The following is a 13,492-nucleotide window of genomic DNA, read 5'->3' as shown; positions in this document are numbered from 1 at the left end:
CGCATGGGCGGACTGGCATCGGTGCTTGCGCCGGTTGCATTCGTGAACGAAACCGCGCTGCGTCTGGGCCGCGCGGTTGGCGTCGTTGCGATTGCTTTCATGGTCATCGCAATCCTGATTCAGGTGTTCTTCCGATACGTTCTGGGCAACGCCCTGCCCTGGCCGGATGAGGCCGCGCGGTTCTGCATGTTGTGGATGACCGGGTTGATGGCACCGACGGCCTTTCGGCGCGGCGGTTTTGTAGCTATCGACATGCTGCAACGGTTTCTGCCGCGTATGCTCGGCCTGTCACTCAATCTGTTCCTCCTACTGATCTCGCTGGCCGTGCTTTTGGTTGCGGTCAAAATCGGCTGGTCCGAGGTCACGGGCTTTGGCGGCAGGTTTGCAACCGCCGCCCTGTACCTGCCGACATCGCTTGGGTTTGACGAGTGGTACCGCATTCCGCGCAGCTGGATGATGGCCTCGCTGCTGGTGGGGATCATTCTGCTGATCTCGGTCAATATCGAGCTTATCCTGCGTTCCGTGGTCACCCTGCTTGGCGGCGCGCATCTGTTGCCGGACATTCCCGACGCAGCCGTGGGGGCCGAATAGATGCTGATCTGGTTCCTGCCTACGTTCCTGATTTTCCTGCTGATTGGCCTGCCGGTCTTTTTCGCGCTTCTGGCGGCACCCGGCATCTTGCTGTGGCTGAACGGACAGACGAACGACATCACCCTGCTTTATCGTAATGTCTACAACGGCATGGACAGTTTCCCGCTGATGGCCATCCCGTTCTTCATGCTGGCCGGTGAAATGATGAACCGCGGCGGCATCACCATCCGCCTTGTCGAATTCAGCCAGGCGCTGATGGGCCATCTGCGCGGCGGGCTGGCGCATGTAAACGTTCTGAGCTCGATCCTGTTCGCGGGCCTTTCGGGATCAGCGGTGGCTGATACATCCGCCCTGGGTTCGATGCTGATCCCGGCGATGGAAAAACAGGGATACACCCGAAAATTCGCCGCCGCCATTACGGCCGCGAGTTCGGTCATCGGGCCAATCATCCCGCCCTCGGGCATCATGATCATCTATGCCTATGTCATGGGCGAAAGTGTGGCCGCCTTGTTCCTTGCGGGGATCGTGCCCGGGATCATGGTGGGTGTCGGCCTGATGGTGATGATCAAGTTCATGGCCGACAAGTACGATTTTCCCGTCGCCAGCCGGAAATACACATGGGATGAGCGGCGCAAAGCCAGCCTCAAGGCGTTCTTCCCACTGATGACGCCCGTGATCATTCTGGGCGGCATTCTGGGGGGCATCTTTACTCCGACCGAGGCCGCCGCTGTTGCTGTGGGCTACGCCTTTATCATCGGATTTTTCGTTCTGCGTACACTGACCCTGAGGGAAATTCCGGATGTTCTGAGCAATGCAGGTATGACGTCGGCTGTGGTGCTGCTGCTGGTTGGCGCAGCAATGGCGTTCAAGACCGTAGTCAGCCTGAGCCATGCCCCGGAACAATTGGCCTCGTTGATCCTCAGCCTGTCGGAAAATCCGCTGATCCTGTTGTTTCTGATCAACCTGTTGTTGTTTATCGTCGGTATGTTTCTGGACGCAGGCCCCGCGATCATCATCCTTGGCCCGATCCTTGGTCCCATTTTCACTGGCCTCGGCGTAGACCCGATCCATTTCGCCATCATCATGAGCGTCAATCTGACCGTCGGCCTTGCAACGCCCCCCATGGGGTTGGTGCTGTTCGTGGCCGCCGCCGTGTCGCGGGAGCGGGTCGAGACGATCGCCAAGGCGATCCTGCCGTTTCTGGCTGTCGAAATCATCGTGATCTTTCTGATCACCTACATCCCCGCACTATCCATGACGATCCCGAGGATAACGGGATTTGCAAACTGACTGAGTATCACAGGGAGGAAACGCATGCTCGGAAACTTCATCAAAACAGCGGCGATTGCCACATCGCTTGTGGCCGCGTCTGCGGTCGCTGCGGTGGCTGCGGACTATACGCTGCGCGCCACTGCCAATTCGAACGAAAATGACGAGGATTACGACGGTCTGATCGTTTTCAAGAACTATGTCGAGGCGGCGTCGAACGGCGCCATCGAGGTTGAGCTGTTCATCGGCACCCAGCTGTGTTCGAACGGTGCAGAATGCCTGCAAGGCGTGGCGGATGGCACCATCGATATCTATATCTCTACCTCGGGCGGGGCCTCGGGCATCTTCCCCTATGTGCAGGTTCTGGACCTGCCCTATCTGATGGCCGATGACCGGATCGCCGAGCATGTTCTGTCGGGCGATTTCACCCGTAAGATGCGCGACATGGCGCTGGAGGATTCAGGTGGCGCGATCCGCCTGATGACCATCGGCAACACCGGCGGCTGGCGCAACTTCGCCAACACAAAGCACCGCGTCGCCGAGCCTGCCGACATGGAAGGTCTGAAAATCCGTACCGTCGTCGCCGACCTGCCACAGGAACTGGTCAAGGCACTAGGCGCGTCACCTACACCGATCCCGTGGCCGGAACTTTTCACCAGCTTCCAGACCGGCGTCGTCGAGGGGTCCAAGAACGGCATCACCGACATCATGGGCATGAAGTTCCCGGATGCCGGCCTGCAATATGTCACGCTGGACGGGCACGCCTATATGGGTGCGCTGTGGTGGATGAACAACGCCAAGTTCCAGGCGATGCCCGAAGATATGCGCCGGGTCGTTGTCGATGGGTTCTACGCCCTGCAACAGGCCACTTTTGCCTCGCCCAAGCGCAAATCGATTCAGGCCTATGAGGACTTCGTCGCAGGTGGCGGTGACCTGTATGTCCCGACACCCGAGCAGAAGGCTGCGTTCAAAGCCGCGGCTTCACCTGTCTATGACTGGTTCCAGACCAATGTTGCCCGTGGTGATGAAATCTTTGCCGCGCTGACCGAAGCGGTCACGGCGGCTGAGGCGGACGTGAACGCCTCGCGCAATGCAGACCTGAACTAAACGGACGGGTCGGGCCTTGTGGCCCGGCCCTTATCGAAACGGGTACATCCACCCTTTGTAGTCGTTGACCAGAACATGCGCCTTCTCGATCTGCTCCGGCGACATTTTCTTGATCACTTCCTCAAGGCTGATCGCCGCATCGGGATCGCCGCCAATGGCGCTGAGCGTGTACCACATATAGGCCCGCACCAGATCGGGGGCGGGCAATCCCAGACCCAGTTCGTAGTACCAGCCGACCCCCGACTGCGCCCCCGGATGCCCCTTCATCGAGGCACGCAGATACCATTCAAACGCCCTTTCGTGGTCCTGCTCGACCCCAAGACCCAGCCCGTACATCACACCAATCAGTTCCTCGGCCTCGGCATTGCCCGACCGGGCGGCGGGCAGCAGTTCTGCGCGCGCGGCTTCAAACTCTCCGGCCTCCATCAAGTCACGGGCCTGTTCCAGCTCAGCCAGAGCCGGGGTCGCAAGAAAACAAAGGGTAAAGAGAAACTGGCGCATTGGGCGATTGTCCTCGTTTGGGCGGGGGCCGCGGTGGCGCAGGACCTGCCACGCCCGCTGACAGATGATGACTTTATCCCATTTGATATGGAACAGGCCACTATCGGTCATCAACTGTTTTACGATCCGATCCTGTCAGGCAATCAGAACATTTCGTGCGCCCATTGCCACCACCCCGATTTCGGCACCTCCGACGGGTTATCCCTGGGGATCGGCGAAGGCGGACAGGGTCTTGGACCGGAGCGCACACCGGGTACCGGGGCGGACAAGATCCGCAAACGCATTCCCCGAAATGCGCCGGGGTTGTGGAACCTCGGGGCCAAGGACATCCGTACCGTTTTCCACGATGGCCGCCTGAGCATCTCGGACCTCTATGGCAACGGGTTCAATTCGCCTGCACAGGAATGGCTGCCCGGGGGATTGAACTCGCTTCTGGCGGCGCAGGCCTTGTTCCCGCTGACCGCGCAATTCGAGATGGCCGGTAATGTCGCTGAAAATCAGGTGACCGGCGCGGTTCACGACAGGATCGACAAGGGCTGGCCGATCCTTGCCAAACGCGTGCGGACCGATCCGCGCTATGGCCCTGCCATAGTCGCGGCTTTTGACAACATCGAGACCACCGAAGACATCACGATCACCCAGATCGCCAACGCGCTGGCGGCCTTCATGGCCATCGAGTGGCGCAGCACCGACAGCCCATTCGACCGGTACTTGGCCGGGGACAAGGATGCGCTGTCAGACATCCAGAAAGACGGGATGAACCTGTTTTATGGCAATGCGCGATGCGCGACCTGCCATGCGGGTCCGTTGATGTCGGACCAAGAGTTTCACGCGCTAGGTTTGCCCCCTTTCGGGCCGGGCCGGACCCGGCAATGGGACCCATATGCGCGGGACGTTGGACGGATGGCGGAAAGCAACCGTCTGGAAGACGCCTATCGCTTTCGCACGCCGATGCTGCGCAATGTCGCCCTGACCGCGCCCTACGGGCATAACGGTGCTTTTGCGGACCTCGAAAGCATGATCCGTCACCATCTTGACCCACAGACCAGCCTTGCCAAATGGAAACCCGACATGGCTGCGTTGCCCAAGGTCCCCTGGTTGCAAGAGGCGGATTTCGCGGTGTGGGAAGACCGGTTCGAAATGGAACGCCAGCGCAGCAGGATCGACATTGTGCCAGTGACACTTTCGGATGCGGAAATCGGCGCCCTTGTCGCATTTCTGCATTCCCTGACGGGCACTGGTGTTGGCTCTCCTCCTTTCGGGGTGCCTGCCGATTTCAACCCCTGAAGGCGGTTGCGCCATAATGCCAATTGATCCGACATAATGTCGGCATATCCGATCACTTCGTCAAATTGCGGTCTATGAAATGTCTGGCCAGCCCTGCACCATAATATCAGGAACAGAAATTTACGGAGACGTTGATGTCCTGGAATATTTGCGTAATCGGGGCAGGCAAGATCGGTCAGATGATCGCGACGCTGCTGAGGGCCTCGCCAAACTATACAGTGACTGTGGCCGACCATGACCTGAAAGCACTGGGTGATATCACAAGGCTTGGTATTGGCACGAAACAGATTGATGCCCGGGATGCGGACAGTCTGGCAAAGGAACTGACCGGGTTTAACGCCGTGGTTTCAGCGGCACCGTTCTTTTTGACCCCGAACATTGCCAAGGCCGCCAAAGAGGCGGGCGCGCATTATTTCGACCTGACCGAAGACGTTGCGGCCACCGAGGCCGTACGCCAGCTGGCCGAAGGCAGTGAGACAGCTTTCATGCCGCAATGTGGTCTGGCACCTGGTTTTGTGGGTATCTCCGGAGCCGCGCTTGCAGCGGAGTTCGATGAGCTGGACAGCCTGCATATGCGGGTGGGGGCACTGCCGCTTTATCCGACCAATGCGCTGAAGTACAATCTGACCTGGTCGACCGATGGGTTGATCAACGAGTACTGCAATCCTTGCGACGCCATTGTGAACGGCAAACTGGTCAAGACAGCACCACTGGAAGATTACGAGATTCTGGGTCACGATGGTGTGGAATACGAGTGTTTCAACACCTCGGGCGGGTTGGGCACGCTGCCGGAAACGCTGGAAGGCAAGGCGCGGGCCGTGTCTTATCGCACGATCCGGTATCCCGGCCATTGTGAAATCCTGAAGCTGCTGCTGCACGATCTGGGGCTGGAACGCCGCCGCGATCTGCTGAAAGAGATCTTCGAGACCGCCCTGCCCCGCACCGATCAGGACGTGGTGCTGGTCTATTGCACGGCCAAGGGTATGATCAATGGCGTTCTGCGCGAGAAATCCCTGATCAACAAGAGCTTTGCCCGCACCATCAACGGACAGGCCTGGAGTGCCATTCAGGTCACGACAGCTGCGGGTATTCTGGGCGTCGTTGACCTGATGCGCACCGGCACGCTGCCTTCGAAAGGGTTTGTCCGGCAGGAACAGGTCAAACTGAACGACTTCCTGAAAACAGAATTTGGCCAGCTGTATCGTGCTGGTGACGTGACCCGGCAAAACAAGGCGGCCTGAGATATGAAAGACATCGTAATGACAGCCCAAACCACGCTTGCAAATCTGGATCTGACGGGTGCCGCATTGAAGGGCGGCACCCTGAAAGTGACGTCGCCGATTGACGGCAGCCTGCTGGCCGACGTGCATGAAACTCCGGCCACCGAAATGGACGCGATCATTGCCCGCGCCAAAACCGCGTTCAAGGCGTGGCGCGTTGTGCCGGCCCCGCGTCGGGGCGAGCTGATCCGCCTGCTGGGCGAAGAGCTGCGCGCCGCCAAGGACGATCTGGGCGCGCTTGTCAGCTGGGAGGCCGGCAAGATCACGTCCGAAGGTCTGGGCGAAGTGCAGGAGATGATCGACATCTGCGACTTTGCCGTTGGTCTGTCGCGTCAGCTTTACGGTCTGACCATCGCATCGGAACGTCCGGGGCACCGGATGATGGAAACCTGGCATCCGGCGGGCCCGGTCGGGGTGATCTCGGCCTTCAATTTCCCGGTTGCGGTCTGGTCGTGGAACGCCGCTTTGGCACTGGTCTGTGGCGATCCAGTGATCTGGAAACCGTCCGAAAAGACCCCGCTGACAGCGATGGCCTGCCAGAAGATCTTTGAACGCGCGCTGGTGCGGTTTGGCGATGCCCCCGAAGGGTTGCTTCAGGTCCTGATCGGTGGCGCGGAGTTGGGCGAGGCGCTGGTGGCCAGCGAAGATGTTCCGATCATCTCGGCCACGGGTTCGACACGTATGGGTCGTGCAGTTGCGCCCATTGTAGCGGCACGCTTTGGCAAGTGCATTCTGGAACTGGGTGGAAACAACGCGATGATCGTTGGCCCTTCGGCGGATCTGGAAATGGCCGTGCGCGCCATTGTCTTCTCGGCCGTTGGGACCGCCGGTCAGCGCTGTACGACGCTGCGCCGTCTGATCGTGCACAACTCGATCCGCGAGGAACTGGTGAGCCGCCTGAAAAAGGCTTATGCCGGTTTGCCCATCGGCAATCCGCTGTCTGAGGGCACGTTGATCGGGCCACTGGTAGATGAGGCATCGGGTGCCGCCATGACAGCCGCACTGGAAGCCGCAAGGGCCGAAGGCGGCACCGTGTTTGGCGGCGCGCGCGTGACCGCAGGGCTTCCTGCGGGTGTCTATATGCAGCCCGCAATCGTCGAAATGCCCGGCCAAAGTGCGGTCGTGAAAACCGAGACATTCGCACCGATCCTTTATGTCATGGGCTATGACGATTTTGACGATGCGATCCAGATTCAAAACGATGTGCCGCAAGGGCTGTCATCCTGTGTGTTCACGCTGAACATGCGCGAGGCCGAGCAATTCCTGACTGCGGCGGGGTCGGATTGCGGTATTGCCAACGTCAACATCGGCCCCTCGGGCGCCGAGATCGGTGGCGCATTCGGAGGCGAGAAGGAAACCGGTGGCGGACGCGAAAGCGGCTCGGACGCGTGGAAGGCCTATATGCGCCGCCAGACCAACACCGTGAACTACTCGGCAGAGCTCCCGCTGGCGCAGGGTGTCAAATTCGACATCTGAACCAGCGCGCAAACTGACGGACATTCTGATCCCCCCGGAGCTTTGATGTTTCGGGGGGATTGCTTTTGTCGCGCAGGGTTTGGCACTGGCAGGCTGAAGCAGGCACAAAACCGGTGGTTCTTGACGAAATCCCTGCCGTGCGGCATGTGATGTCGCTGGGGGGAACGGCATGTCCGATAAGGTCAGATGGCCCGACACGGCATGTATGAACAGATTAAGCGTCCGAGTGGCCCCGATGGCTGGCTGCTTTTATACCGGAAGGTAAGTAAGATATGTGCCCTGCACCCGTTGATGCAGAGACCCCGCGCGGGTTCATCATCCCGATCGGCGGCGGCGAAGACCGCGTCAAGGAAATGCAGATCCACCGTAAGTTCGTAGAGCTTTCAGGTGGTGAGAATGCCGATATTGTCGTGATCCCGACAGCCTCGATGCTGGAAGAGACCGGACCGGATTACAATCGCATCTTTTCCGAACTGGGTGCGGGCAAGGTCGAATTTCTGCCCATCTCACGTCGTGCCGATTGCGATAATCCCGATTATGCCGAGATGCTAGACCGCGCCACAGGGGTTTTCATGACCGGTGGCAATCAGCTGCGGCTGTCGGCGATTCTGGGTGGCACGCTTGTTGCGCAGAAAATTCGCCGTCGGAATGCGGCCGGTGTGCCGGTTGCCGGCACTTCAGCCGGGGCATCAATCATGTCCGAACACATGGTGGCCGGGGGCAGCAGCAACTCCGCCCCGGCTGAGGGCAATATCACGCTGGCTCCGGGCATGGGCTTGACCAACGCCGTCATCATCGACCAGCATTTCACACAGCGCAATCGGCTGGGACGTTTGTTAACTGCTTCATCTTTCAACCCTTTTTTGATCGGACTGGGTATCGACGAAGACACGGCAGCCTTCATCGGACCCGATAATGTCCTTGAAGTCGTGGGCAGTGGATCGGTTACCGTCGTTGACGCCAGTCATCTGACTCATTCGTCGATGTGGGACGCGCGCCGCGGTGAAGCACTGAGCCTGCTTGGACTTCGGCTTGACGTTCTGGGCGAAGGGTGCCGTTATGATCTGACGGCTCGCCAGGCTTTTCCGCCGGATGAGCATATGGCGTTCTGCACATTGCCGGACATGTCCGGTCAAGAGGCCGCCAGCGGGGGGAATAATAGCTAACCAACGGGGAGCCTCATGAAAATAATCTCAACCAATGTCTTTGTCGGCCCAAATGTCTGGGCAAGTTTTCCGGTCATTCGCCACGTCATCGATCTGGGTGTTCTGGAAGAGTGGCCCTCGGCAAAAATTGGTTCCGAGTTTATTGACGCCTTGATCAAGGCGCTTCCCGGTCTGGCAGAACATGGCTGCTCCTATCGCGAACCCGGCGGCTTCATCCGCCGCCTGCGCGAGGATGAAGGCACCTGGTTGGGGCATGTGCTGGAACATTGCGCCATCGAAGTGCAGAACGTGGCCGGGTCCGACGTGACCTTTGGCCGTACGCGCGGCACAGGTGAGCCGGGCCAGTACAATATGGTCTATGAATACCGCCAGCGTGACGTCGGTCTGGATGCGGGCAATTTGGCGATGCGGTTGCTGATGCACCTGCTGCCGCAATCCCTGAAAGATCAGGTGGATTACGAATTCGACCCGGACTTCAACTGGGATGAAGAACTGCGCAGCTTTGTGCTGAGGGCGCAACGCAAGGAATTTGGCCCGTCGACCGGATCGCTGGTCAAGGCGGCGCAGGAACGCGACATCCCGTGGATCAGGCTGAATTCCGGCTCGCTTGTGCAATTTGGGCACGGCAAGTTTCAGAAACGCATTCAGGCGACAATTACGTCCGAGACCAAGCATATCTCGGTCGAGATTTCCTGCGACAAGGAAGACACCCATAATCTGCTGAACGATCTTGGCCTGCCGGTACCGCAGCAACGCATGGTCTATTCGGCCCGCGAGGCCGTGCGTGCGGCAGCGCGGATCGGGTTTCCGGTGGTGGTCAAACCGTTGGACGCCAACCATGGACGCGGCGTTTCGATCAATCTGAATTCCGATGCCGAGGTCGAGGCGGGATTTGCCGAGGCCAAGGAGCATTCACGCAGCCGCGCCATTCTGGTTGAAAGCTTCATCACCGGCTTTGATCACCGGATGCTTGTCGTGAACGACAAACTGGTTGCGGTGGCCAAACGCGTCCCCGGCCATGTAATAGGCGACGGCACCCATACGATTGCCGAATTGGTCGACATCGTGAACCAAGACCCGCGCCGGGGCTTCGGGCACGAAAAAGTACTGACCAAGCTCGAGCTGGACAATCAGGCTAATCGCCTGATGGAGAATGCGGGCGTGACGGAAGACACTGTCTTGCCCAAGGGCGAGGTTTTCTATCTGCGCTCGACCGCGAACCTGTCAACGGGTGGCACCGCCATCGACCTGACCGACGTGGTGCATCCCGACAACCGAGACATGGCCGAACGCGCCATCATGGCCGTCGGGCTGGATGTGGGCGGTGTCGATTTCCTGATCGACGATATTACCAAATCCTACAAAGATATCGGTGGCGCGATTGTCGAAGTAAACGCCGCCCCCGGTTTCCGGATGCATGTGGCCCCGTCCGAAGGTCAGCCGCGCGATGTGGCGGGCAAGGTCATCGACATGCTGTTCCCCCCCAATGAACAGACCCGCATCCCGATTGCGGCCATAACCGGCACCAACGGCAAGACGACCACGTCGCGGATGCTGGGTCATATCATGAAAACCAGCGGCAAAATCGTTGGCATGACCTCGACCGACGGCGTCTATGTGGATGGCAAGCTGAGCGTCAAGGGGGACATGACCGGCCCGAAATCGGCACAGATCGTCCTGCGTGATCCGATGGTCGATTTTGCGGTGATGGAAACCGCACGGGGCGGGCTGGTGCGCTCGGGTCTGGGCTATCAACGCTCGAACGTGGCGGCCTGTCTGAACGTCTCGGCAGATCATCTGGGTCTGGGCGGGATCAACACGGTAGAGGAGCTGGCCGTCGTCAAACGGGTGGTGGTGGAAAGCGCGACCGATACGGCCGTGCTGAACGCCGACGACATCAATTGTCTGAAAATGGCCGATTATGCCGGGGCGGATCAGATCTTCTATGTCACGACCAACCCTGGTCACAGTCTGGTCAAGGAACATATCAAGACAGGGGGCAAAGCCATCGTGCTGGAAAAAGGCATGAATGGCGACATGCTGACCATCTATGACAAAGGGCTTCACATCCCGGTTCTGTGGTCGCATCTGATCCCCGCCACCCTTGAGGGCAAGGCGATCTTCAACGTGCAAAACGCCATGGTCGCGGCGGCAATGGCCTATAGTTTTGGGGTCGATCTGGACAATATCCGGCATGGTCTGCGCACTTTCGACACCAGTTATTTCCAAGCGCCGGGGCGGATGAACGTCTATGATGAACATCCCTTCAAAGTGATTCTTGATTACGGCCACAACCCAGCCGCGCTGAAAGCGATGGCCGCATTGGCCGATCAGTTGGACGTCAAGGGCCGCAGGCTGTGCGTTGTTGCGATGCCCGGCGACCGCCGCGATGAAGACATCGTTGATGGAGCCGCAGCGCTCGCCGGGCATTTTGATCATTTCATCTGCAAGGCCGATGACCGCCGCCGGGGTCGCGGGCATGACGAAGTGCCGCAAATGATGCGGCAGGCCCTGATCGATTGCGGGACGCCAGATGAGGCGATCACGATCATCCCGGATGAGGTTGAGGCCGTGACCGCCGCGCTGGAAATGGCGGCACCGGGCGATCTGCTGGTGATCTTTGGCGATGACACCACACGGTGCTGGAAACAGATCATCTACTTCAATTCCGATGGCGAAACCTCTGAAACCGAGGCGGCACCCAGGACCAGCCCCGCCGACACCACGTTCGAGGACATGTTCGACAGCGACCAGAACCTGATCCGGGACGAACGCGGCGTAAGACTGGCGCGTGAAGTCAGCGAAGACGCGGATTGAGCGAGGGCACCGGAATGGACCGGATCGAAGAGCTTGAAACCGCGCTGACCATCGAATGCGCGACCGCTGATCATATTCAGGTGGATGACGCGCGGCGTCTGACCGGCCCCGGCCTGTTATGGGATCACCCCGGCGCGGTGATGGATGTGTTTTTCACGGATATCGACCCCGCGCAGGTCATTGCACTGTGGGAAAAACATGCCCGGCGCGTTCTTGATGCGCTTGGCTGGCAGGATCAGGCACTGACCCACCGTACCTTCACCGGTGGTGTCAATCTGGCAATCTCGGCACCGATGGATCAGCTTTATTCCGCGATCTTTGCAGCGCAGACCGCCTGGCATTTCTGTGCGGCAGAGTTGTTGGCGACGACGCCGGGCGATTTTGATCAGATGATCCGGGACGTCAAAGGCGTCATGGCGAAGGAGGCCAATCCTGCGCTGATCGCCCTGATCACGGCAGCCGAGGCGCATGGCGTGGATATCCTGTGCGACGATGACGAAATTTCCATCGGGCATGGCACCGGCAGTCAAACCTGGCCTGTCGACGCATTGCCCGCCCCGGATGACGTGGACTGGCCCGCCCTTCACAACATCCCCGTCGCCTTCATCACCGGAACAAATGGCAAGACCACGACGACCCGGTTGCTGGAGGCCATCGCCCGCGCCTCGGGCAAGGTCGCGGGACTGACCTCGACCGAGTTTGTGCGGGTGGGTGATGATATTCTGGATCGCGGCGATTATTCCGGCCCCGGCGGAGGGCGGATGTTGCTACGCGACAAGCGGCTTGAAATCGGCTGCCTCGAAGTGGCCCGTGGGGGTATCCTGCGCCGCGGCCTGCCGACACGTGCCGCCATGGCCGCCACTGTCACCAACGTGGCGAACGATCATCTGGGGCAATACGGCGTCAACACGGTGCCCGAGCTGGCTCAGGCGAAATTCGCCGTGCACCGGACACTGACCAAGGGCGGCGTTCTGGCCCTGAATGCCGATGATCCTTTTGTCCGTGCCGAGGCCGAAAACACTACGGCAAATATCTGGTGGTTTTCTCTGGATGCCGGGAGTGATCTGATCCGTCGGGCGCGGGACGCGGGAACATGCTGCGCTTATGTTTCGCAGGGCAATATCGTCTTTTTCGACGGCCGGTCCGAGCAGGTGGTCATAGCTGTGTCCGACGTGCCCCTGACCATGGGCGGGGCCGCGAAATACAACATCCTGAACGCTCTGGCGGCTATGTGCCTTGCGCTGGCTTTGAAGCTGACGCTTGAGGCGGTGCGGCATGGGTTGGCCGGGTTCAAACCGGATGCCAGGGACAATCCGGGTCGCTGTAACGAATTCCTATACAACGGCGCTCAGGTTTTCGTGGATTTCGCGCATAACCCGCATTCGATTTCTGCCGTGTGCGATGCGCTGTCGGCCCTGCCAGCAAAACGGCGGTTCATCATGCTCAGCCATGCCGGAGATCGCTCGGATCAGGACATTCGGGACGTCACTGCAACCGCGTTGAATTTCCAACCCGACGTGGTCGTTGCTGCTGAACTGGAAGGGTATCTACGGGGCCGCTCATTGGGAGAGATACCGGACCTGATCGAAAAGTCTGCCCTGGAACAGGGATATGACAAGACCCAGATCCAAAGGGCCGCATCCCCGTCGGAGGCCGCCGCGATGATCCTGAAACAGATGGAACCGGGCGATCTAGCCTTGCTGCTGGTTCTGTCGGAACGCGACGCCGTGCTTGAGATGCTGAACCAGCAGGCGACCTAGCGGTTTGAGGGATCAGTAAAGCAACGAACCGCCATTTCCGTCTGCGATCATCTGAGCAGCAATTCGCGCATCACCCTTGCATTGACACCCAGCCTGACAATACTCGCCTAACACAGGCAACAGACGGTTGAGGTTAGGTGTTATGGAGATTGAGCGGACGGGGTTGTCGGGTGTGTTGGTTATTCGCCCGCAGCGGCATGGGGATTTGCGGGGGTTTTTTTCTGAAAGCTGGAACAAG

At 59.4% G+C, this 13,492-nt stretch carries 10 protein-coding genes and 1 pseudogene; 10 read left to right on the top strand and 1 reads right to left on the bottom strand.

The annotated features are described in order from the left end of the window. Positions 1-3 precede the first annotated feature (3 nt). From AC2FNC_RS15190 to AC2FNC_RS15180, 3 genes are read left to right on the top strand one after another with little or no spacing between them, the layout of a single operon-like run. Positions 4-591: a TRAP transporter small permease gene (locus AC2FNC_RS15190; protein ID WP_480521092.1), complete on the top strand. Its 588-nt coding sequence runs from the start codon at positions 4-6 to the stop codon at positions 589-591. Continuing rightward, positions 592-1,881: a TRAP transporter large permease gene (locus AC2FNC_RS15185; protein WP_480477545.1), complete on the top strand. Its 1,290-nt coding sequence runs from the start codon at positions 592-594 to the stop codon at positions 1,879-1,881. A gap of 24 nt (positions 1,882-1,905) precedes the next feature. Further along, positions 1,906-2,967 carry a TRAP transporter substrate-binding protein gene (locus AC2FNC_RS15180; protein ID WP_480477547.1) on the top strand — a complete coding sequence of 354 codons (1,062 nt, stop codon included), beginning with the start codon at positions 1,906-1,908 and terminating at the stop codon, positions 2,965-2,967. Positions 2,968-2,997: 30 nt separating this feature from the next. On the opposite strand, the gene AC2FNC_RS15175 is transcribed toward AC2FNC_RS15180, so the two are convergent. Beyond that, positions 2,998-3,468: a tetratricopeptide repeat protein gene (locus AC2FNC_RS15175; RefSeq protein WP_480496087.1), complete on the bottom strand. Its 471-nt coding sequence runs from the start codon at positions 3,466-3,468 to the stop codon at positions 2,998-3,000. 33 nt (positions 3,469-3,501) lie between these two features. Here AC2FNC_RS15175 and AC2FNC_RS15170 point away from each other — a divergent pair, with 33 nt between their 5' ends. From AC2FNC_RS15170 to AC2FNC_RS15140, 7 genes and pseudogenes are all read left to right on the top strand, one after another. Then, complete coding sequence (locus AC2FNC_RS15170) at positions 3,502-4,755, top strand: cytochrome-c peroxidase (RefSeq protein WP_480496089.1); 1,254 nt, start codon at positions 3,502-3,504, stop codon at positions 4,753-4,755. A 134-nt stretch (positions 4,756-4,889) separates the two neighbouring features. Beyond that, complete coding sequence (locus AC2FNC_RS15165) at positions 4,890-5,996, top strand: saccharopine dehydrogenase family protein (protein WP_496715780.1); 1,107 nt, start codon at positions 4,890-4,892, stop codon at positions 5,994-5,996. Between the two features lie 3 nt (positions 5,997-5,999). Next, a complete protein-coding gene (amaB, locus tag AC2FNC_RS15160; RefSeq protein WP_496715779.1) occupies positions 6,000-7,511 on the top strand; it encodes an L-piperidine-6-carboxylate dehydrogenase in 1,512 nt (503 codons plus the stop codon). Between the two features lie 272 nt (positions 7,512-7,783). After that, positions 7,784-8,677 carry a cyanophycinase gene (locus AC2FNC_RS15155; RefSeq protein WP_480477557.1) on the top strand — a complete coding sequence of 298 codons (894 nt, stop codon included), beginning with the start codon at positions 7,784-7,786 and terminating at the stop codon, positions 8,675-8,677. A 15-nt stretch (positions 8,678-8,692) separates the two neighbouring features. Next, positions 8,693-11,494, top strand: coding sequence for a cyanophycin synthetase (cphA, locus tag AC2FNC_RS15150; protein ID WP_496715778.1), 2,802 nt, complete (start codon positions 8,693-8,695; stop codon positions 11,492-11,494). Further along, positions 11,491-13,254: a Mur ligase family protein gene (locus AC2FNC_RS15145; RefSeq protein WP_480555890.1), complete on the top strand. Its 1,764-nt coding sequence runs from the start codon at positions 11,491-11,493 to the stop codon at positions 13,252-13,254. Before cphA ends, AC2FNC_RS15145 begins: the two co-directional genes overlap by 4 nt. Before the next feature lie 142 nt (positions 13,255-13,396). After that, positions 13,397-13,492 (top strand): annotated as a pseudogene (locus AC2FNC_RS15140) (dTDP-4-dehydrorhamnose 3,5-epimerase); the annotation flags it as partial.

The organism is Ruegeria sp. BHSA123 (genome assembly GCF_059613425.1).
The sequence above is the reverse complement of the archived record's forward strand: the minus strand, read 5'-3'. Positions and strand labels throughout refer to the sequence as shown.